The 17,703-nt window shown below is 60.6% G+C and carries 24 protein-coding genes; 3 read left to right on the top strand and 21 right to left on the bottom strand.

Going from position 1 to position 17,703, the window contains the following annotated elements:
- Positions 1-2: 2 nt before the first annotated feature.
- The 3 genes from ACN0X6_RS08815 to ACN0X6_RS08825 form a co-directional block, all read right to left on the bottom strand.
- A complete protein-coding gene (locus ACN0X6_RS08815) occupies positions 3-1,319 on the bottom strand; it encodes a lysine N(6)-hydroxylase/L-ornithine N(5)-oxygenase family protein (RefSeq protein ID WP_417703266.1) in 1,317 nt (438 codons plus the stop codon).
- Positions 1,320-1,502: 183 nt separating this feature from the next.
- Entirely contained in the window at positions 1,503-3,179 is a 1,677-nt protein-coding gene (locus tag ACN0X6_RS08820) for a multidrug ABC transporter permease/ATP-binding protein (protein ID WP_417703268.1), read from the bottom strand.
- Positions 3,180-3,812, bottom strand: a complete 633-nt coding sequence (locus tag ACN0X6_RS08825; RefSeq protein WP_417703270.1) for a sigma-70 family RNA polymerase sigma factor — start codon at positions 3,810-3,812, stop codon at positions 3,180-3,182.
- A gap of 37 nt (positions 3,813-3,849) precedes the next feature.
- On the opposite strand from ACN0X6_RS08825, the gene ACN0X6_RS08830 reads away from it, so the two are divergent.
- The 3 genes from ACN0X6_RS08830 to ACN0X6_RS08840 all read left to right on the top strand — a co-directional run bounded on the left by ACN0X6_RS08830 (position 3,850) and on the right by ACN0X6_RS08840 (position 5,184).
- Complete coding sequence (locus ACN0X6_RS08830) at positions 3,850-4,023, top strand: hypothetical protein (RefSeq protein ID WP_417703271.1); 174 nt, start codon at positions 3,850-3,852, stop codon at positions 4,021-4,023.
- Positions 4,024-4,318: 295 nt separating this feature from the next.
- Positions 4,319-4,831 carry a YecR family lipoprotein gene (yecR, locus tag ACN0X6_RS08835; RefSeq protein WP_417703273.1) on the top strand — a complete coding sequence of 171 codons (513 nt, stop codon included), beginning with the start codon at positions 4,319-4,321 and terminating at the stop codon, positions 4,829-4,831.
- Between the two features lie 86 nt (positions 4,832-4,917).
- Complete coding sequence (locus ACN0X6_RS08840) at positions 4,918-5,184, top strand: hypothetical protein (protein ID WP_417703275.1); 267 nt, start codon at positions 4,918-4,920, stop codon at positions 5,182-5,184.
- Here ACN0X6_RS08840 and ACN0X6_RS08845 read toward each other — a convergent pair.
- The 18 genes from ACN0X6_RS08845 to ACN0X6_RS08930 all read right to left on the bottom strand — a co-directional run bounded on the left by ACN0X6_RS08845 (position 5,164) and on the right by ACN0X6_RS08930 (position 17,548).
- On the bottom strand, positions 5,164-6,519 hold the full coding sequence (locus ACN0X6_RS08845; protein WP_417703276.1) for a phage terminase large subunit: 1,356 nt from the start codon (positions 6,517-6,519) through the stop codon (positions 5,164-5,166). The two genes, ACN0X6_RS08840 and ACN0X6_RS08845, sit on opposite strands and share 21 nt — an antisense overlap.
- Entirely contained in the window at positions 6,512-6,940 is a 429-nt protein-coding gene (locus ACN0X6_RS08850) for a hypothetical protein (RefSeq protein ID WP_417703278.1), read from the bottom strand. The genes ACN0X6_RS08845 and ACN0X6_RS08850 overlap by 8 nt, the downstream gene beginning before the upstream one ends.
- Positions 6,940-7,560 carry a hypothetical protein gene (locus ACN0X6_RS08855; RefSeq protein ID WP_417703279.1) on the bottom strand — a complete coding sequence of 207 codons (621 nt, stop codon included), beginning with the start codon at positions 7,558-7,560 and terminating at the stop codon, positions 6,940-6,942. The genes ACN0X6_RS08850 and ACN0X6_RS08855 overlap by 1 nt, the downstream gene beginning before the upstream one ends.
- Complete coding sequence (locus ACN0X6_RS08860; protein ID WP_417703281.1) at positions 7,557-7,781, bottom strand: hypothetical protein; 225 nt, start codon at positions 7,779-7,781, stop codon at positions 7,557-7,559. Before ACN0X6_RS08860 ends, ACN0X6_RS08855 begins: the two co-directional genes overlap by 4 nt.
- A 3-nt stretch (positions 7,782-7,784) precedes the next feature.
- Entirely contained in the window at positions 7,785-8,129 is a 345-nt protein-coding gene (locus ACN0X6_RS08865) for a hypothetical protein (protein ID WP_417703283.1), read from the bottom strand.
- Positions 8,129-11,053: a phage tail tape measure protein gene (locus tag ACN0X6_RS08870; protein ID WP_417703285.1), complete on the bottom strand. Its 2,925-nt coding sequence runs from the start codon at positions 11,051-11,053 to the stop codon at positions 8,129-8,131. The genes ACN0X6_RS08865 and ACN0X6_RS08870 overlap by 1 nt, the downstream gene beginning before the upstream one ends.
- Positions 11,054-11,066: 13 nt before the next feature.
- Positions 11,067-11,861 carry a hypothetical protein gene (locus tag ACN0X6_RS08875; protein ID WP_417703287.1) on the bottom strand — a complete coding sequence of 265 codons (795 nt, stop codon included), beginning with the start codon at positions 11,859-11,861 and terminating at the stop codon, positions 11,067-11,069.
- Positions 11,858-12,031 (bottom strand): hypothetical protein, encoded by a 174-nt coding sequence (locus ACN0X6_RS08880; RefSeq protein ID WP_276486872.1) that lies wholly within the window; start codon positions 12,029-12,031, stop codon positions 11,858-11,860. Before ACN0X6_RS08880 ends, ACN0X6_RS08875 begins: the two co-directional genes overlap by 4 nt.
- Before the next feature lie 96 nt (positions 12,032-12,127).
- Positions 12,128-12,418 (bottom strand): hypothetical protein, encoded by a 291-nt coding sequence (locus tag ACN0X6_RS08885; protein ID WP_417703289.1) that lies wholly within the window; start codon positions 12,416-12,418, stop codon positions 12,128-12,130.
- On the bottom strand, positions 12,418-13,650 hold the full coding sequence (locus ACN0X6_RS08890; protein ID WP_417703290.1) for an AAA family ATPase: 1,233 nt from the start codon (positions 13,648-13,650) through the stop codon (positions 12,418-12,420). Before ACN0X6_RS08890 ends, ACN0X6_RS08885 begins: the two co-directional genes overlap by 1 nt.
- Positions 13,647-14,027, bottom strand: a complete 381-nt coding sequence (locus ACN0X6_RS08895) for a virulence-associated protein E (RefSeq protein ID WP_417703292.1) — start codon at positions 14,025-14,027, stop codon at positions 13,647-13,649. Before ACN0X6_RS08895 ends, ACN0X6_RS08890 begins: the two co-directional genes overlap by 4 nt.
- A complete protein-coding gene (locus tag ACN0X6_RS08900) occupies positions 14,011-14,292 on the bottom strand; it encodes a hypothetical protein (protein ID WP_179527753.1) in 282 nt (93 codons plus the stop codon). The genes ACN0X6_RS08895 and ACN0X6_RS08900 overlap by 17 nt, the downstream gene beginning before the upstream one ends.
- Before the next feature lie 5 nt (positions 14,293-14,297).
- Entirely contained in the window at positions 14,298-14,600 is a 303-nt protein-coding gene (locus tag ACN0X6_RS08905; RefSeq protein WP_417703293.1) for a DUF3077 domain-containing protein, read from the bottom strand.
- Positions 14,597-14,923, bottom strand: coding sequence for a hypothetical protein (locus ACN0X6_RS08910; RefSeq protein WP_417703295.1), 327 nt, complete (start codon positions 14,921-14,923; stop codon positions 14,597-14,599). Before ACN0X6_RS08910 ends, ACN0X6_RS08905 begins: the two co-directional genes overlap by 4 nt.
- Positions 14,920-15,369, bottom strand: coding sequence for a hypothetical protein (locus ACN0X6_RS08915; protein WP_417703297.1), 450 nt, complete (start codon positions 15,367-15,369; stop codon positions 14,920-14,922). Before ACN0X6_RS08915 ends, ACN0X6_RS08910 begins: the two co-directional genes overlap by 4 nt.
- Positions 15,366-15,596 (bottom strand): helix-turn-helix transcriptional regulator, encoded by a 231-nt coding sequence (locus tag ACN0X6_RS08920; protein ID WP_417703299.1) that lies wholly within the window; start codon positions 15,594-15,596, stop codon positions 15,366-15,368. The genes ACN0X6_RS08915 and ACN0X6_RS08920 overlap by 4 nt, the downstream gene beginning before the upstream one ends.
- 96 nt (positions 15,597-15,692) lie before the next feature.
- Positions 15,693-16,238 (bottom strand): hypothetical protein, encoded by a 546-nt coding sequence (locus tag ACN0X6_RS08925; RefSeq protein WP_417703301.1) that lies wholly within the window; start codon positions 16,236-16,238, stop codon positions 15,693-15,695.
- Positions 16,235-17,548, bottom strand: a complete 1,314-nt coding sequence (locus tag ACN0X6_RS08930) for a tyrosine-type recombinase/integrase (protein WP_417703303.1) — start codon at positions 17,546-17,548, stop codon at positions 16,235-16,237. Before ACN0X6_RS08930 ends, ACN0X6_RS08925 begins: the two co-directional genes overlap by 4 nt.
- Positions 17,549-17,703 lie beyond the last annotated feature (155 nt).

Below are 17,703 nucleotides of genomic sequence, written 5' to 3' on the forward strand. Positions count from 1 at the left end.
GACTAGCTGAGCGACCCTGCGGCCAGACGCAGCGAATCGCGCACCTGCGTGCCGGCGGACTCGACGAACATCGAGCCGACCAACTCCTCGGAGCGCATGGCCAGCACCGACAGCAGGGTGTCGCTGAGGCCATGACTGCCCTCGCAACCGCCTTGCAGGAATATCTGCGCCTGACAGTCGGCCCGCAGCGGCAGGCGGTACTGGCGGTCGACCGCATCGCCTTCGATGTAGTCGGCGAAACCCGCCAGCAGGGTGCGGTGATAGTCGCGGCGATAGCCGGTGGCGAGGATCACCGCATCGAAACGCTCGCTGTGCTGGTCGCCGTCCAGGCTGTTGCGCAGGCTCAGCTCCACAGCGTTGTCGTCGGCGGCAACGGCCGTGACTTCACGGTGAGTGAGCAAGCGGTGAGGGTGCTGACCACGAACCTTCTGCTGGTAGAACAGGTGGTAGATCTTCTCGATCAGCTCCAGGTCGACCACCGAATAGTTGGTGTTGCGGTACTCGTCGAGCATCTGCGCGCGCTGCACGGGGCTGTGGGCGAAGATGCGATCGGTGAAGTCGGCATTGAAGATCTCGTTGACGAACGGGCTGTCGTCAGACGGCTTGAGGCTGCCGCCGCGCACCAGCAGGCTGGCCTCGATCTGCGGGAAGCGGCACGCCAGGTCATGGAAAATTTCCGCAGCGCTCTGCCCGCCACCGATGACGGCGATACGTCGCGGGCGACTGCCATCGCCCAGCAGGGCATCGAGCGCGCCCAGGTAGCGCGAGGAATGCACGATGCGCGGGTCAGTCATGCCGGCGAAGGCCGCCGGAATCTGCGCCACGCCACCGATACCCAGCACCAGGTTGCGCGCGCGGCGCCGCGTGCTCTGCCCGTCGCTGCCGCGCGCGACCACCTCGACACCGGCACAGACACCGGCGCTGTAGAACGGCTCGATACTGGTCACCTCCTCGCCGTAATGCACCTGCCCGGCGAACGCATCGGCGGCCCAGCCGAGGTAGTCGTTGAACTCCTCACGGCTGGGGTAGAAGGTCTTCAGGTTGATGAAGTCCTCCAGGCGCCCGCATGCCTTGAGGTAGCTGATGAAGGTGAAGCGGCTGGCCGGATTGCGCAGCGTGGCAAGATCCTTGAGGAAGGAGATCTGCATGCTCGAGCCGTCGATCAGCATGCCTTCATGCCAGCTGAATGAAGGCTTGCGCTCGATGAAGCAGACGCTGGGCTCTCGCCCACTGCGCTGGGCGAACTCTTCGGTGGCGATGGCCAGTGCCAGGTTCGAGGGCCCGAAGCCAACCCCGATATAGTCATGAACGAGCCCCATAAATCCTCCCGATATCTGCGTGCTGAATGGGTGGTTCGCCAGCCGGAATGACTGGAAAACATTCTCATTAACACTGACGAACGAGAGGAAGGAATGTTTAGAGCAATGCTGTGCGGAAAGTGAAATCACTTCGCTAAAACGACTGCGCCCGCATGATGCGGGCGCAGTGAGGGTAGCCAGTGCTCAGGAATGGGCGCGGCCACCGATCTCCAGCAGGGCGTTGCGGCTGGCCCGGGCGCGCTGCTCGCCTTGCAGTTCGTGGAGCCGCCCGCCATCCATCTTCAGCAGGCGGTCGGCCTGGTCGAAGTAGTGATCGTCGTGACTGATGGCGAATACGGTCTTGCCTGCGGCCTTCAGCTGCGGCAGCAGCTCGCGATAGAACACCTGACGGAACAGCGGATCCTGATCGGCGGCCCACTCGTCGAGCAGCAGGATGTCGCGCGCTTCGAGCAGCGCCAGGAGCAAGGCCAGGCGCTTGCGCTGACCGGCGGACAGGCGCGTGTCGCGCAGGCGCCCCGCCGCCACCTGCACCTTGTGGCGAATGTGCAGGCTGCCGAGCCAGTGATCGAGCTCTTCATCGGACGCTGCCACGCCGTGCGGGCCAAGCAGCTGCGAGAACAGGTGGTAGTCGGTGAAGACCGATGCGAACAGCTGACGGTAGGCGGGCCACTCCTGCGGCCCGAGCACCCGGCCATCGATGCGGATCTCGCCGTGCTGCGGGATGTACAGGCCCGTCAGCAGACGCGCCAGGGTCGACTTGCCGCTGCCGTTGCCGCCGACCAGAAATACCGTCTCGCCACGTTGCAGGCGCAGGCTGACCGGCCCCACGTCGAAGCCGGGCTCACCGTCCTGCGCCGGATAGCGATACTCCACCTCGTGCAACTCCAGCACCTGCCACTGGCCGCTCAAAGGGTCGGCCGGATGCTCGAAGGTCTCCACATGCGGCGCCAGCGCCAGCGATTCGACCTTGTCCAGCGCCACGCGCCCAGCGATCTGCGCCGGGATCGCCGCGACCGCCGACACCAGCGGCGTGCGCATGAACAGAATGGTCAGCGCATAGGTCGAGGCCACCGCCGTGGATGCCCAACCCAGGCCGTTGGCCAGGTAGAACACCAGGCCGATGGTGCCCAGCACCATGATGTTGGCCCAGTTGCTGGCCAGGCCGTGGTAACGGTCGGCCAGGGTCACGTGATCGCGATAGGCGCGGGCGCTGAGGTCGAACTCGTCCTCGTACAGACGCTGCGCGCGGTCGCGGTTGAGGGTCAGCTCCTTGCGCCCGTCGATCACCGCCTGGTAATCGCCGTACAGACGGTCCTCGGACTCACGCAGCATACGCAGGTGATGATTGAGACGCCCGACCAGCAACCAGCCGACGCCGAGGGTAAAGCTCATCCACAGCAGCGTGGTGACGAACAGACCGGGCGACAGCCAGGCCAGGTAGGCGAAGGCCGCCAGCGTCAGCACGCTGCCGTAGATCAGCTCGGGCAGATGCACGAAGGCCAGGGTGATGTTGCGAATATCGCTGGACAGGCTGGCAATGATGGTCGAGCCACCGATGATCTCCAGGCGCTCGACGGCCGTGTCCAGCACCCGCTTCACCAGCGCCCTGCGCATGCGATAGACGAAGCGGTGACCCAGCGCCGTCAGCGACAGCTGCGCTGCCGAGGCCAGCACCAGCAGCAAGGCCAGCAAGGCGACGAACTGCCCCAGTGCCGCGCCCGGATTGCTCGCCGGCGTGAGCATGCGTTGATTGATGAAGGCGATCACCGCCACGCTGAGCAATGCGCTGCTCAGGCTGAGCCCCAGCACCAGCGCGATGGACCAGCGATATTCGTGGAAAACCAGACGCAGCAGCTTCATTCAGAACCTCTTGGCCAGGGGACAGTTGCGCGAACACTGCCCGTCGAGTCGAACACGGCAATGCCCTAGGGTATCGCGCAGGATCAGATTGATGAGCGCCGGTGACGCACCCAGTTGAGTCGCCACCTCACGCTGGGTGAGGCCATCGAGCTGACTGAGCTTGAATACCCGGCGCATGCGCGGGGTCAGTTCGGCCAGCGCAGCGAGCAACTGGCGCACCGCCTGCTGCCCGCCCACAGCTTGCTCCGGGGAGATTTCCGAAGGCTGCAGATCCGCCAGTTCGGCGGCAGCACCGTAGCGCTGCTCCAGCTGCAAACGGCGCAGATGGTCGATGGCCAGGTTACGCACCAGGCGACTCAGATAACGCTCGGGCGCCTCCACCCGGGAGAGATTGAGGCTGCCCTCCCACAGCTTGAGAAAGGCATCCTGCAGGACATCTTCGGCTCTGCTGCGACACCCCAGTACCCGCGTCGCCAGATTGAGCAACGCATGACGCTGAGCCTGATAGGCAGCCAGCAAGGCCTTGCGGTCGATGACCGCAACAGCATGGCCATAAGCAGGTGCATTGGCAGCAAAGGATGGTCGAAAACCTCTCCGACCCGAGGCCGGCAATGACTGTTGAGAACATTCCATGTGAGGTCAGGCTCTTGGCAAGGAGCGCCAATCCTGAATGCAAACACTTCTCATTGCAATAATGGCGAGACGCCTTGATATGGCGATCCTCTGCCGACAATTGAAATGGCCGCACGGCATCACGCCGCCGTGGCATCAGCGGATGGCCAACATGGCTGCAGGTGATCAAGGAGTAAGTGCAGAACAGCGCGTTGCGACGAGCGTTCGATGAACACGAGGGAGAGAAACGAAGATGGCCCCTGCTGGAATCGAACAAACCCATTGCAGGCCTTTAAATACTAGACAAAGTGATCTGAAAAGCAGAGCCGTATACCTAAACGTATACCTAAAACCGGAAGTACCCCCCGCTCACCCTGCAAAATCGATCACTTTTTGACCACCTTTTTTTAGCGTTCGTGGTCATCGTGAAAGCGCGCTTCAACGCCTCGTCAACATATCCCCTAGTCGTGTAGTCAGAGCGACCATCATGGTGGCACTATACAAACTTTTCAGGCATGGAGGTCAGAATGCATAACTCCCACCAGAACATCGCGTCAATCGCAACCAAGGCCCTTCTGGCGCTGATCGCAGCCATTACGATCACAGGCTGTGCAACCAAGAAAGACTTCTATGCGATGGGCGGTAGCCGCGCCGACGGTACGGTCGACATGGCCTATGACTTCCGCCAGTTCGAATCCCCAGTGGTGAACCCCGCTCAGGCCCAATCAATCGCAAAGTCGAAGTGCCGTGTTTGGGGCTATAGCGATGCCGAGGCCTTCGGCGGCATGACGCAGAACTGCCATCAGCGTGACGGATTCGGGACTTGCGTGGCCGGTCAGGTCGTCCACACCTACCAGTGCATCGGGAATCTCAACGAGGCTCAACAAGCTCAGCCTGTACGCACACAAGCCCCCTCCTCGCTATCAGGCGCTCTGTCAAAAGACCAATGGCAACAGCAGCAACTCCAGCAGCTTAAGAGCGAAACTGGCCTTTCTTACGAGGAATACCAGCGTCGGTATCAGCAGATCATGAGCCAGTGAAGCGGTTGCGCTACTTAAAAACCTGATCTCCCGTAATCAGGGGCCATTCCGACCTACCCGATGATGACCTGAGGCAGTAAGCCACCATGGAGCCTGAAATCATTCACGTACCAGAGCTGGCCAAGCTGCTCGGGCGAACTGAATCATCGATTCGCAGCGCTATTCAGGCTAAAGCGAGCTGGCTTCCCCCTCACTTCAAACAAGGCACACGAATTTGCTGGAGGCTGGAGAGCGTGCGCACGTTCCTGCGCGAGTACGAGGCGGGAGAGCACAAAGCTGCAAAGCTGGGGCGGCCCAGAAAAGAGCCGCCGAGGCTGGTGAGAAGTCCGGAGTCATATCCTGAGCGGCTGTGAAGTACAGGTCCTGGCGTGTCTTAAGCATCCATACCGCACAGCGTCGGCGCCATGGTCAGGGCCAGAGCTATCCACGTCCTCTATGCGCTTCTGATCGCGGGCAAGGGTTGGCAGCGTCTCCCAGAGGTAGCTGCAGGATCGGCTGATATAGAGACCTGGCTTATCGACCTGGCCGGCATCGGCAAGTAGCCGGCGCATGATGTTCCAGCCGGTGATACGGTCGGCCTTCTTGGCCGGGTCGAAGCGTACGCCGCAGCGGGAGAACTCGTCCGCAATCGAGCCGGCTGCGTGTCCTCCCTTCGCAAAGATCGCATCATCGGCAACGCCGGTGGGCTTGATCTGCCAGCGCTTGCACATCGAGATGATTTCCTCGGCCAGGATGGGCACCGTCCAGTTCAAACCGGCATTCGGGTTGTCTCGCTTGCAGGTCGCCAGCTCGTCGACCAGCACCAGGCTGTCGCGAGGGTAGAACTTGCCATCAGGCCCGACACTACCTGGCGACTTGGCAACCACATAGGTCGCGCTGGGCGCGCTGCTGCCGAAGTCGTGCGTGAGGTAAGTCGTCCACCCATGCGGTATGTGATCCCACGGGTCTACCGCGTTCCGGCTTTCGTCCAGCACACTCGCGAAGTAGGCGCCGCGGTTCACCGCCCAATCACCGGTTGACCATGCCCGCAGCAGCTCCGGGTCATCCGGGCACGCTGACTCCAGCTGGTCCTTGTACTGCTCGGTATCGATGAAGCGGTTGCTGTCGAAGGTCGACGGCGCATAGACCCACTGGCGCTTGCTCTTGGGCTCGAGGAAGGGTTTCCAGGGCGCTGTGGTGAAGACGTAGCGCTTGGCCAGCCAGTAATGCCCAGGACCGCCAGGGTTGGCTGCGATGATCATGCGAATCGGCATGTCCTTCGGGCCGCGCAGGTTCGAGCGCATCAGATCCAGCAAGTCAGGCGTCGGGTACTGGCCGGCCTCGTCCACCAGCAGCAGCGTGAAAGATCGGCCCTGGTACTTGGTGTAGTCGGCGTGGCTTTCGAGCTGGCCAAGCTCCAAGTAACCGCCATTCGGGAAGCGCCAGACGTGCTCGGCGGCGTTATAGCGTGCCGCAGTGCTGTAGACCGTCCCGAACAGCTCACGACAGACCAGCTCGAAATTGGCCAGGCCCTTGTAGGTGCGGCGCAGATACAAGATCCGCGCCTTTTCACCGTACTGTTCGACGTGACGTAAGCACAGCAGCGCCAGCCCATAGGACTTGCCACCTCCCCGGCCGCCGCCGCAGAAGACGTCGAGCTCCTCGGGCAGCAGCATCAAGCGCTCTTGGAAGCCATTGAACTCAATCATGCCCAAGCTCCCCACCGCGAGGTGTTACGTCTTTCGTGAAGTCCTCCAGTTTCATGGCGCCGGGCATCTCGAACACCACGCTGACACGGTTGGCGATTTCCGCCTGGTCACCCTCGCGATAGCCGTGACGGGCCTTCAGCAGGAATATCGCCGCAGCGACATTTCCGCCCTTGGTGGCACTGTCGAACAGAGCGGTGAACAGCGCGTTGTGCTCACGCTCCCTCCCCTCATCTATGGCCTGCTTCAGCTCAGGATAGAGTTCTAGCCATTTGTTCAGGGTCTCAACCGTGGTGCCCAGCCGATAGGCCAGTCCCTTCTTGTTGTACCCGGCCGCGGCCAGCTCGAGCAGCTTTTCAGCAGCATCGCGCGGCGGTTTCTTACGGGTTCCCGTGTACCCGCGAAGGTCTTTCTTCTCGCTCATCAGCCCACCTTTTCAGGTCGTGGCGGGAACTTGAAAGCCTGCACAATCGAGATGCTGCGGCGCTTCACTGAAGCGATGAAGTAGCGGCCGCCTGCTGCAAATCCTGGCTCTTGCTCACGGGCCATGCTGCTTTGACTGCGCGCAAGCATGCACAACCCATCACGATTATCAGGGAGCCCTGGAGGAACATGTTCGGCGCCCCAGTACGGCGCCATGAAACGGCTCTGTATTCGATCTACACGGATATCTTCGCTGCCTACATCCCTTCTGAACAAATGGCCCACTACGCTCCGTTCAGCCTGCGAGTAGCCGACGATTACCAGGTTAAGTCCAAGGTCATGCTCTTGGACTTGATAGTTTTTTCTCGCCGAGTCAATCGCAGCCTTAATTAAACCCGGCATGCCTTCCGCCATCCGCTCAACCTCCCCCCCAAAGCAATAGATTGAGGGACAGGCCATATCCAGTACGCGACTGTTGCCACGAAAGCCAACTACCGCATTAGCCGCAGGAGCAACGATAAGTTTCCCTTGCTCGTCAATGTATCCGTCTGGAAAGACAGCCTCGCTATCGACACCAATCAGGCCCTCTTCAGGTTTGATAAATACGTTGAGAATGCTCATGCCTGGCTAGCTCCTTTGCTCAGGTGCTTGAAAACAGCCTCCTGATCCAGTTGATCGAATGATGGGTCGAGGGCACCTGGAATGTCAGCGCTTATCTGGTATCCATAAAAAGCGCCCGCTGGCCCACCAGCGTATGCGCCAATGACAGCGCCAATAATCCCGCCAACTCTCTGGCCTGTTGTCTGGCCTGGTGCTGCAGCAACTCCGAATGCGGTGCTCATAGCTCATGCTCCTAGGTTGAAATGGCCCAGGTGCTTTTGCACCAGCAGCCGCAGAATCACGCCAAATGCGCTCATGAAAGGCACCGTCGCCTGAGACCGGACGTCCTCAACGACTCGATTGAACTCCTGCAGAATCGCGTCGTGCTGATCCTGCGTGAATCCATCCGGGATGCTGAAAGAGGTGTTCAGATCAGAGGCGCACTCGATCAGATACCCCTTCATCTCATCGAGGATGGATTTGATTTGCTGGTCTGCGATGCCGCAGCGCTTGAGCACTTTTCGATACTCCGGCTCCAGCATTCGCCAGCTACGGCGGTGATCAGTCGGCAACTCGATAACCTGGCCCATTAGCTGTACCTCGCAGACTGCTGTGCAACAGCGCTGAACTGGCGGGCTGCCGTAGCGGTTGCCTGTCGCGCCTCTTTTGCGTCGGTGATGCCGGGGAAGGAGAAGTAGTTGTTCTGGGTGTTGCTGCCTCCCATCCACCCATTGGCCGACGGCTTGGTGTGGTCGATAACGGTCTCCTGCGGGTGCATGATGGCTAGGAATCCGCCTTTGCCATCGATGCCACCAGAGCGCGGGGCGTTGCCGGTGTAGCCGCCACCGTCGAAGCCGAAAGCGCCCGTGTATCCGCCTCCAGCGCTGAACAGAGAAAGAAGGCCACCAGCCCCCCCGGAAGCGCCAGTGACAGACGATCCAGCGCTAGCCGCTGCGAGGCTTGCGGCAGCAGCCTGGATTGCAGCGGCGCCAGTAACGAGAGTGGCGCCGGCCGCAGAAAGCGTCGCAGCCGAAGCGGATACGGCAGCAGCACCCGTCGTCAGGCTGGCTGATTGATCGGCACCGGGCAGGAAGCTCATCAGCCCCTCAGACAGGTTTGCAGTGAGCTGGCGGGCGCCCATGCGCGCGATGTCAGCAACGAATGAGTCGACCAGATCCTTTACCGACGCCTTGCCAGTCAGAGCGAACTGAACAAAGGCATCTTCGGTGCTGGCCAAGGCATTCGAGAAGAGGTCATAGGTTTGACCGGAAACGTCCTGCGCGCTGGTCAGGTAGTCAGCGAATGCTGCCCGGGCACCGTTGCTCCATTCGCCGCGCGCCTCATCCATCGCCCGGAAGCTTTCACGCAGCAGGGCCTGGCGCTCGTCCAAGGCGCGTTGTAGCGCCTCGGTCTCTGCGTCGTACAAGCTCTGGCTGATGTCTCCTCGGTTGAATTGCTCCTGCAGGCGTGACTGCTGGCGGGAATACTGATTCTGCAGCCGCAGGCTTTCCTGCAAGCGTTCGGCCTGCTGACGCCCCAAGCCCAGCGTAGACAGCTGCAGCTGGTAGGCTTCTCGGGCGTTGGCGATCTGATCGGCCAGCGTCTGCTGGAATGCCGTCAGCTTCTTGGCCTCGTCGGCGATCTGAGCCCGAATGCGGACTTCTTCACTCAACGCTACGTTCTGATCGAGCTGCGCCTTAATCGCCTCCTGATTCACCAACAGCGACTTCTGGTCGGCGGTCAGGATTGCCTTGCCCTTCAAGTCAGCAATGAGCGACTCGAACTCGGCGCGCTTCTTCTGCGCATCGGTCAGTTTGGTTTCGCTGAGAAGTTGGGCCTGGTACTCCGCGGACTGTTGGCGCAGCGAGAGAAGCATTCTGGTAGCGGCATCGTCACGGAAAGCCGCTTGCCTTGGCTTCCTGTTCGCCCGCTCTTCTGCGTCGGCGATTTGCTTATTCAGCGCTGCGACGCTCTTTTCGTACTGCCCCTGGGCTTCTGCCGTCCATGATCGGTTACCAATGTTGAACGTCCGGGCTTCGCCAAGCTCGTTCAGGCGCTCGCGCAGCTTCTCGACGTTTGACCTGGCGGACTCCGCCTCTTTACCGATCAGCTCCAGCCCCAGGATGGCGCGTTTCTGGTTCTCGGCGCGCAAACCTTCGGCGGCTGCGTCCAAGCCTTCGCTCTGGATGCCCAGCAACAGGCGCTGCTCTTCGGCGTCAAAGCGCGAAGACTGCGAGTCGGTCAGAGATGGAAATGCCCTGTCACCGCGTGGCCCATATGCCGCCTCCACCCTCGCGCGGCGCAGCTGCTCCAGCTGATCCTGAAGAGTTGATTCACGACCCACGCCAAGCATCTCGTCCCAGGCCTCGGCAGCGACGTTCTTGATGCCTTTCCATGCCTGCTCGATCAGACCAAGGTTGCCCTCGATCTGATTGGCGCGCCTCTCCATAGCGTCGCCAAAGGTCTCGATGGCCAGTTCCTGGGCGCCCACGGCGTCGCCCTGAGCCTCAAGGGCTGCGATTTGGGCATACACCGACGCGGTCAGGTAGTTGTATTGCTCGTTCAGCTTGGCCGATGCCGCCGCAGGCTCGTCTGCCAGCTTCTTGAACTCGGCGATTGTCTCGGAGACCGCTTTGCCAGTGGCCTCTTCCATCGCAACCGCAGCAGTGGCCACGGCCTGTATCTGATCGGCAGCAAACTTGCCTGATCCAGCCACTTCAGCCAAGGCGGCAGCAGCCTGGCGCTGCGTGCCCACGGTGCCGTCGATGGCCTTGGCCATATCGCCAAGCTGGCCGGCCGTAGTGCCGGCGGCGTTACCGGTGAGGATTAGCGAGCGCTGATAAGCGGTGATTTCATCGCTGCCCTGCTTGTAGGCCAGCGCCAAGGCGCCAACCGCGACTGCAGCGACGGTGAAAGGGTTGACCAGCCCAAGAGCGTAACGTGCCGTCTCGGCCAGCGCAGGACCAACGCCGCCAAACGAGTCCTTGATCTGCGCGCCCTGCTGCAGGAATACCTGAAGCGGGCTCTGGCCGGCCTGCAGGGAAACGAAGATGTCGGAGAACTGGGCGGGGAGCTGGCGAATGGCCTGAGCGGTCTGCTTCGAGGTGTTGCCAGTGCGGAATAAAATGTCGTCGAACGCGGTAAGGCTTCTGCGCGAGAAGTCGATCTTGTTTTGGTACTCGTTGAACGACTCAAGCTCAATGACACCGGCCAACTTAAAGTTGCGGAGCTCCTTTTCCATGGCGTCGAGGTCGCCGAGCTTCTTGATTACCGGATCAATGCGGCCGAGCAGGTTGGTCAGTGCGTCCTGCTGCTGCCGTATGGCATCGGTTCCCCTTTGAAACTCACCGGCCGAGCCTGAAGCCTTCTTAGCCGCACCGCTCCAGGCAGTGCCGACGCCTTTGGCTGCTGCTTCTGTCTTGGCGCCTGCGTTGTTCAGGCCATCAAGCGCAGCCTCGGCGCGTGATACGTCGCTGGTGTCTATCGAGAAACCCAAAGAGGCAATATCTACCATCGCAGCAGCCTCCTTAGCGTCTCTGCTCTTTCGCCATGCGGTCGCGCATCAACGCAACCGACTTAGCGTCAAAGCCGAAAATGTCGAAGCCTTGGGTAACGGGTTCGAATGGTGAGTTGATCAGCGAACGCAGCAAGGCATCACCCTTGAAGCCGGCCACCTTGGAGGCAATGGCTGCGACGTGACCAAGACCACGGCGCGACGTTTCGACCAAGCGCCGGTCGTTGTCGATGGCGTGGGCAGTAACGGGATCTGCAGCGCGCTTTGCCTCTTTCCACGTCTCGGTCACGAACTTGGTTTGCCAATCGAGCAGAGACAGCGGCGCGGGCGCGCGCATTAGGGCGATCATCAGGCGTTCATGCTTGCCAGGATCGGCCTTAACCTCTTCCAGCATCTTGGTTTGCTCGCTGACCTTCATGGTTCGCCACCAGTCGCGAACCTCGCGGTCTTCGATGGCGGCAACGGCGTTGCCCGGGTCGATCGTAGGGAAGGCGTAAAGCCTGGCCTCCATGTTCGCGATGTTGCCTTCGAACATCCGCACCAAGCCGGCGGCAGCAGCAACACGGCCGACCGTTTCCGCTCTCAGGGGCTCGGTTTTTTGGTCAATACCCAAAGGCGAGAGCGTCTTGTCATCACGCACGGCCTTTAGCTTCGCGAAGTTCTCGGCGGCCAGGGCAATGGAACTGCTTAGGAGTTGGATCGGGTGCGATGCCAAGTCTTCGTCTGAAATGGCCGGCATGGTGAAACGGTGGCCGCCCTCGAATGCGACCTCGGTACCGTTGTCGTTTCGAACAATCTCAAAGCTCATGCGTAGGCTCCTGCAGGTGCGGGAAATAGCGGTTTGTTTTCGGCGAGCGCCACCAGCAAGGCCGTGGCCTGGATATCGCCTTGATCAGCAGCGGCACGTAGGCGTACCCAGGCTGCTTCCAGTTCGCGACGGGTTGGCCGGCATTGGCGCCCGCGTTGCGGTTTGTTCATCGTCGATATCTCCACTCGTGAAGATGGTGTTTCTGCCAGATTTGGCAAAATTAGCCTTAATTAGGCCTAATATGTATATCCATACAGTATCTGTCACTACCGTACGTCGGATTCAGGCCAGCGCCATTGGGCGGCCTCCAAGGCTTCTTGGCGGCTCATGGGTTCACCGATCATCACGCAGATGACCTTCCCCTCCAGGAACACGCGCCAGTTACTCGAGCGCATCTGGCCGTCATTGGCGGCCAGCTCTGCGAGCAGCTCCAGGCGGTGCAACTTGATGTATTGGCGGTCGTCTTCAGTCAGCTTGCTGGCCGGGGAAACGACCAGGCGCTTGCCGGATACGCGGGCGGAAAATCCGTGTTCGGTGAGGTAATCGATGGCAGCCATCACACTGCCTCCGAGTCGGATTCGTCGAAGGACGCAGCAGGAACGGCCCCGAAGGTGCTCACGTCTTCCCGAAGGTGCTCATACTTTTCAGTGAGCACCTTCGGAGTTTGTTGAGCACCTTCGGTAGCTAGGCGCCAAACCCACTGCTGCTTTTCACCCACAGTCGGGCTGCCCTCTTTCACCGCAACAGCGCCAATTGCCTTCTGAGCGCGCCGCACTGTTGCCCAGGACAGACCCGCATCACTTGCATCAGCCTTGATCTGTTTTGTGGGTACAGCGCCGTACTTCAGCAGGTCACGTAGGAAGTCACAGGCTTCATCCAGTTCGCTGCGCTGATCGTCATCAACATTGCTCTCGACTTCGGCTAGGATCTCTCGCGCGCTACCTTCGATCCTGTCGCCCCACAGCACCCGGGTCGTCTCGATACCATCACCGACGGTGCAAGGCTCGATCACATACCCCACACCGCCCTGGTCGTCGGCGATGTTGGATTTCGCCCGAGCCAGAACGCGAACGTCAGAGTCCTCCTGCTTGGCGGCCACCAGCACCGCACGAGCCAGTGCGCCAAACGCCTGGCTACCGATCACCCGATCTGCTGGTGAAGAAGCGCCACTGCCCTTGCTGAAGTGACTGATACCCAGCACGGCGCATTGATGAGCCTCGGCGAAGTCGACCACTGATTGCAGGGAGCGACGAACCTCATTGGCGCGGTGCATGTCGCCCTTCACCACGTTCACAACCGGATCGAGCAGCAGCAGAGAAGCTCCGCCGATTTGCTCCACGGCATCACGCAACAAGTCGAAGTCTGCGGCCGGGTCGAAGGGTTCTCGCTCGCCGGCAGAGTTCACACGCCCTTCGATGATGTGGACGCGGGCCAGGTCGGCACCCGCTGCCATCAGCCGCGGCACCAGGGTGTCGGCCGGATCATCCTCGGACGACCAGATCAGGGCGTTTCCGGGTTCTGAGCAGATCTCACCATCAGGCCAACGGCCGCAGTTGGTCACCGTGCCGATCAAGCCAATCGCCAAGGTCGTCTTGCCGCTACCGCCAGCACCAGCCAGGACGGTCAGCTTTCCTCGTGCGACCCACCCAGGCCAGAGCCAGCGAATGGCAACTGGCTTGATGGTCGATGCTGGTGTCAGTTCAGCTCGCCAGAGCCGCTTCATGGGTTCCGGTACCGGGAGGGTTGCAACGCCCTCCCACTCTTTGGCAAATCGATCGCCGCCACTCATGCAGTCACCCCCAGGCGCTGCTTGGCCAGCTCGAAGCGGGCCTGATCGTCAGCGCTGAGTCGACTGCCGCTCTGCTGCATCGACAGGCCGATCTGGTAAACGGTGCGCTCATGCTCAACCGCTGGCTTGCTCGGCCCTCGGCGAATGATCTTTTCACCAGGGAACAGATCACGCAGCTCGAGGCCGATGGCGGCGGTGATATCCGCAGAGTTGCAACCGGCCCAGCAGTGCAACAGCACCTTGCCGTCCTCAGCCTCGCGGATACTCAGGCTCGGGTCTTTGTCGTCATGGGCCGGGCAGCAAGCCTTCCACTTGTTGGCACCTGTAGGCCGCACCTTGTCGAGCCGAGGCAATAGCTGATCAATTGGATTGGCCATCTTCAGCCTCCAGCTGCTCGCGCAGGGTCGTCGTGACGTGAACGATTTCCTTGTTCTGCTCGTGGTACGCCTCGGCATCGATCAGGCCACTCAACAGCAGTGCATCCGCGCAGCCGGCGCCGACGTAGGCGGCAAGAACCAGGTCATCGAGCGTCTTCGCGGCGCCAATCTGCTTCAGGCTGCGACTGAAGATCTGGTTTGGAGTAAGCACTTTCTTAGGGCCGAGTTTGGCCACCGGCGCATTGGCGCCGTTTTTCGTAGTCATGTCGGTTACTCCTCGGCTTGAGCGGTCAGCAGCAGGCCTTTGGCATCGTCAATACCTTCCCAAGCTGCATCGAGAGCGGCCTTGGCTTGATCGACGAGGATAAGAATGGCGCTGCTTTGCACCTCATCCATGCCCTTACCATCTGCGGCGGACGTCAACATTCGCTGGACGGTGTAGAGAAGGCAGGAAGCGCTTTCGAGCGCCGAGTCGGCTGGCACACCGGCGTTCACCGAGAACAGTGGCATCTCCTTCGTGTCGCCTGCGAAAGCACAGAAGCGATTCTGGATAGTCGTTGCCTGGCCCATCATTCAACCCTCCCTTCCAACGATTTGCTTGCTGCGAGCTTCTCGAGTTCCTCGCCTCGCTCCCAAAGGGAGTAAGAGATCAGCTGCAGAGCGCTCAGGAGGCACCCGGTGCTGAACTCATTGAGGAAGTCATCACCGGTGCCTGACTCCTTGCGCAGTTGGTCTTCCTGCATCAACTGGGAGATGCCGCAGACGGCGTCGCCAGCTTGATTGATGAGCTTGCTGACGGATTCGATGTGGCCCTTCACGGCCGCGTTATAAAGCGGTTCTTTGAGCTGCGCGGCCTGGAAGGAGTCAAGGACGGCTTGGGGAGTGGCTGCGTTCATTTGGCACCTCCTACAGCTTCCAGTGCACGAGCGCGCTGCATGGCTTCGTTGTAGCGAGCCAGGCGGACAGACAGGGAGGAATTGCCGCGCAAAGCAGCGAAGGCACGAGCCTTCCAGGCAGCGGCATGAGATGTGGACGGATTGAGAGCGTGTTTCATGGGTGAGGCTCCAACTTGACTTGTGGAGCTGCCACGAACCGTCGCCAAACGATTATGGGTGGCAGCCGTGCGCAGGTTGGCGAACCGGGCAAGTTGGCACCCGGCAGACCCGAAGGTCTCCCACGCACGGCCACCATAGAGCGGCATTGCAGACACAAAAAATGCGCCAGCAATGGTCTTGGGGCGCATGTGCGCCAACTTGTAGTTCGGGTCGCCAAACCCGGCCACGGGACTTACCGTGACAGACAAACCATAGCCCTGCGGGCGAGGAAGTGCAAGCGTCATCATGCTGCATCCCTCTCGGCCAGCTTTGCATCTTGGTAAGCGGCAATCTCTGTAGCGACAAAGAAGGTACGGGCAGAACGAGCGCTGCCGTCTTTGACCGGTTTGGGAAAGTTGGGGTCGGATGCCATCAGCTTGTACAGCCCGGAGCGGGACTTTCGTAGCAAGCTGCATACCTCGCTGAAGGTCAGCAGTTGCGCCAGGCCGGCTGTCTGACGCTGGGGGTCTTGCATGGGAGTAGTTGTGTGCATCGCCATATCCTCAGTTGCTTGGCGATGCCTAAGTTATGCTCGGAAAACACCTAGGTCAGGTTAGATAAATCGGGGCATTTATCTAACCTGAGCATCGGGCCTCATCCACCATGGTGGGGATTCCTTTCCGTCTCGGACTCTTTTTTCGCAGCGTTTCAGTATCTCAAGCTGCTCTAGGTAAGCGGCTTGTATTGTTGCCTCCGCCTTAAAGGTTCCAGCTGCTTCAAGGTGCTTTTGCGCTAACTCATAGGCACCTACCCTGTCTTTAGACGAGCGCAACTGATACCCCTGTAGGTGGTAGAAACGCACCACTTCCGATATTGCGACCCTATCCATGTAAGCCTCGCCTGTTTTAGGGCGCTTACGCGGCACAGGCATTAGGGCGGAATCAGCGCTTTTGCCCTGCGCGATTGCATCCAGGGCATTGGCCAGGTGCTCTGCGAACAAGGGGTACTCGTATATCCGACCGGCACGCAGAAGCCCTGATATCTCGCGAATTACCCTGAATCTGTTTTCCTTGTCTGGATTAGCCAGCTGCATCAGCATCAACTGCTGAATAAACGCCCCCGCAGCCTGCGGAACGGTCACGCTGCCATTTGCATTTTCTTCGGCATCTTCGCTCATGCTCGCTTCATCCCTACCACGTTCACGCCCTTCTCTTCCGGGTGAGCGAAGTCATACGGCGTGATGTGCCGTTCCCGGTTGGCATCGAGATAGTCCGCCCACCACTGACACATAAGCCGGCGCTCCTGCAGATGCTCGGCCTTGTGGATGTAGGCGCCGCGCACCGTGTCGCGCTCCTGGTGGCTCATCTGCCGTTCGACGGCATCCTTCGACCACAGCCCTGACTCCACCAGCGCCGAACAGGCCATAGTGCGGAAGCCGTGGCCACACAGCTCTACCGTGGTGTCGTAGCCCATTCGACGCAGGGCCTTGTTGATGGTGTTCTCACTCATGGGCTTGTGGTGATAGTGGTCGCCAGGGAACACCAGATCGAACCGCCCGGAGAGCTGCCGTACATTTTCCAAAAGCTCCAGTGTCTGGCGGCTCAGCGGTACCAAGTGTGGGGTGCCCATCTTGGCGCCACGATGAGAGAACTTGACGCCCTCGATGGCCTTGCGTTGCCCGGGGATCTCCCACATGGCGCGATCAGTGTCGATCTCGCTCCAACGGGCGAAACGCAGCTCGCTGGAGCGGATAAACACGAGCAGGGCGAGCGATACCGCATAGCGGGTCAGTGGCCGCCCTGAGTCGGCCTCGATCCGCTGCAGCAGCTCGGGCAAGCGATCCAGCGGCAGGGCTGGTCGGTGGGTACTCTTGCGGGTCGCCGTGGCGCCCACTAGGTCATGGGCAGGATTGCTGTCGATCAACCCATGCTGTACGGCCATGCGCATTATGCCGGTGATGTACTGACGCAGCCGGCCGGCCAGCTCGAGGGTGCCGCGCTTCTCCACTGCCTTGAGCGGCGGCATCAGATCACGGGTTTTCAACTCGGCCAGCGGGCGCGCGCCCAGCGCCGGCAGCACATGCAACTCAAGGTTGCGCCAGACGGTAGCAGCGTGCCCTGACGACCACTTGAGCGCGCAGGCCGCATGCCATTCCTGGGCCATGGCCTGGAAGGTATTGGCTCTGGCATTGGCTGCTTCGAGCTTGGCGAGCCTGGCGACTTCCATCGGGTCTTGGCCATGGGCCAGCAGTTCAAGGGCCGAGGCACGTCGATCCCGTGCAGCCCTCAACCCCAGCGCCGGATAGTTGCCAAAGGTAGCCAGCCCTGCCCTGCCGTCAGGCCTGGTGTACTTGAAGCGCCAGACCTTGCCGCCATTGGCTTTGACCAGCAGGAACAGGCCCTGCCCATCGAACAGCGTGTAGTCCTTCTCGCGAGGCTTTGCTGCCTCGCACTTCGAATCGCTCAAGGGAGTTACGGTGCGTGCCATAGGTATACGATCCTCAATCGAACCGACGTATACCTAAACGTATACCCAAAATAGGTATATGTACAGACGCATGCGGGAACATACGGGCACAAAAAAACCGGCTACATAAGCCGGTTTACTTGGGTTTCAGAGGCATATGGGAACATCTGAAAACA

Origin of the sequence: Pseudomonas sp. (assembly GCF_048269965.1) — a bacterium.
Lineage (GTDB): Bacteria > Pseudomonadota > Gammaproteobacteria > Pseudomonadales > Pseudomonadaceae > Aquipseudomonas.

What these genes read in the sequence shown, in the direction of transcription:
- ACN0X6_RS08815 (WP_417703266.1), bottom strand. Translation starts at nt 1,319, where the DNA reads ATGGGGCTCGTTCATGACTATATCGGGGTTGGCTTCGGGCCCTCGAAC.
- ACN0X6_RS08820 (WP_417703268.1), bottom strand. Translation starts at nt 3,179, where the DNA reads ATGAAGCTGCTGCGTCTGGTTTTCCACGAATATCGCTGGTCCATCGCG.
- ACN0X6_RS08825 (WP_417703270.1), bottom strand. Translation starts at nt 3,812, where the DNA reads ATGGAATGTTCTCAACAGTCATTGCCGGCCTCGGGTCGGAGAGGTTTT.
- ACN0X6_RS08830 (WP_417703271.1), top strand. Translation starts at nt 3,850, where the DNA reads ATGCAAACACTTCTCATTGCAATAATGGCGAGACGCCTTGATATGGCG.
- yecR (WP_417703273.1), top strand. Translation starts at nt 4,319, where the DNA reads ATGCATAACTCCCACCAGAACATCGCGTCAATCGCAACCAAGGCCCTT.
- ACN0X6_RS08840 (WP_417703275.1), top strand. Translation starts at nt 4,918, where the DNA reads ATGGAGCCTGAAATCATTCACGTACCAGAGCTGGCCAAGCTGCTCGGG.
- ACN0X6_RS08845 (WP_417703276.1), bottom strand. Translation starts at nt 6,519, where the DNA reads ATGATTGAGTTCAATGGCTTCCAAGAGCGCTTGATGCTGCTGCCCGAG.
- ACN0X6_RS08850 (WP_417703278.1), bottom strand. Translation starts at nt 6,940, where the DNA reads ATGAGCGAGAAGAAAGACCTTCGCGGGTACACGGGAACCCGTAAGAAA.
- ACN0X6_RS08855 (WP_417703279.1), bottom strand. Translation starts at nt 7,560, where the DNA reads ATGAGCATTCTCAACGTATTTATCAAACCTGAAGAGGGCCTGATTGGT.
- ACN0X6_RS08860 (WP_417703281.1), bottom strand. Translation starts at nt 7,781, where the DNA reads ATGAGCACCGCATTCGGAGTTGCTGCAGCACCAGGCCAGACAACAGGC.
- ACN0X6_RS08865 (WP_417703283.1), bottom strand. Translation starts at nt 8,129, where the DNA reads ATGGGCCAGGTTATCGAGTTGCCGACTGATCACCGCCGTAGCTGGCGA.
- ACN0X6_RS08870 (WP_417703285.1), bottom strand. Translation starts at nt 11,053, where the DNA reads ATGGTAGATATTGCCTCTTTGGGTTTCTCGATAGACACCAGCGACGTA.
- ACN0X6_RS08875 (WP_417703287.1), bottom strand. Translation starts at nt 11,861, where the DNA reads ATGAGCTTTGAGATTGTTCGAAACGACAACGGTACCGAGGTCGCATTC.
- ACN0X6_RS08880 (WP_276486872.1), bottom strand. Translation starts at nt 12,031, where the DNA reads ATGAACAAACCGCAACGCGGGCGCCAATGCCGGCCAACCCGTCGCGAA.
- ACN0X6_RS08885 (WP_417703289.1), bottom strand. Translation starts at nt 12,418, where the DNA reads ATGGCTGCCATCGATTACCTCACCGAACACGGATTTTCCGCCCGCGTA.
- ACN0X6_RS08890 (WP_417703290.1), bottom strand. Translation starts at nt 13,650, where the DNA reads ATGAGTGGCGGCGATCGATTTGCCAAAGAGTGGGAGGGCGTTGCAACC.
- ACN0X6_RS08895 (WP_417703292.1), bottom strand. Translation starts at nt 14,027, where the DNA reads ATGGCCAATCCAATTGATCAGCTATTGCCTCGGCTCGACAAGGTGCGG.
- ACN0X6_RS08900 (WP_179527753.1), bottom strand. Translation starts at nt 14,292, where the DNA reads ATGACTACGAAAAACGGCGCCAATGCGCCGGTGGCCAAACTCGGCCCT.
- ACN0X6_RS08905 (WP_417703293.1), bottom strand. Translation starts at nt 14,600, where the DNA reads ATGATGGGCCAGGCAACGACTATCCAGAATCGCTTCTGTGCTTTCGCA.
- ACN0X6_RS08910 (WP_417703295.1), bottom strand. Translation starts at nt 14,923, where the DNA reads ATGAACGCAGCCACTCCCCAAGCCGTCCTTGACTCCTTCCAGGCCGCG.
- ACN0X6_RS08915 (WP_417703297.1), bottom strand. Translation starts at nt 15,369, where the DNA reads ATGATGACGCTTGCACTTCCTCGCCCGCAGGGCTATGGTTTGTCTGTC.
- ACN0X6_RS08920 (WP_417703299.1), bottom strand. Translation starts at nt 15,596, where the DNA reads ATGCAAGACCCCCAGCGTCAGACAGCCGGCCTGGCGCAACTGCTGACC.
- ACN0X6_RS08925 (WP_417703301.1), bottom strand. Translation starts at nt 16,238, where the DNA reads ATGAGCGAAGATGCCGAAGAAAATGCAAATGGCAGCGTGACCGTTCCG.
- ACN0X6_RS08930 (WP_417703303.1), bottom strand. Translation starts at nt 17,548, where the DNA reads ATGGCACGCACCGTAACTCCCTTGAGCGATTCGAAGTGCGAGGCAGCA.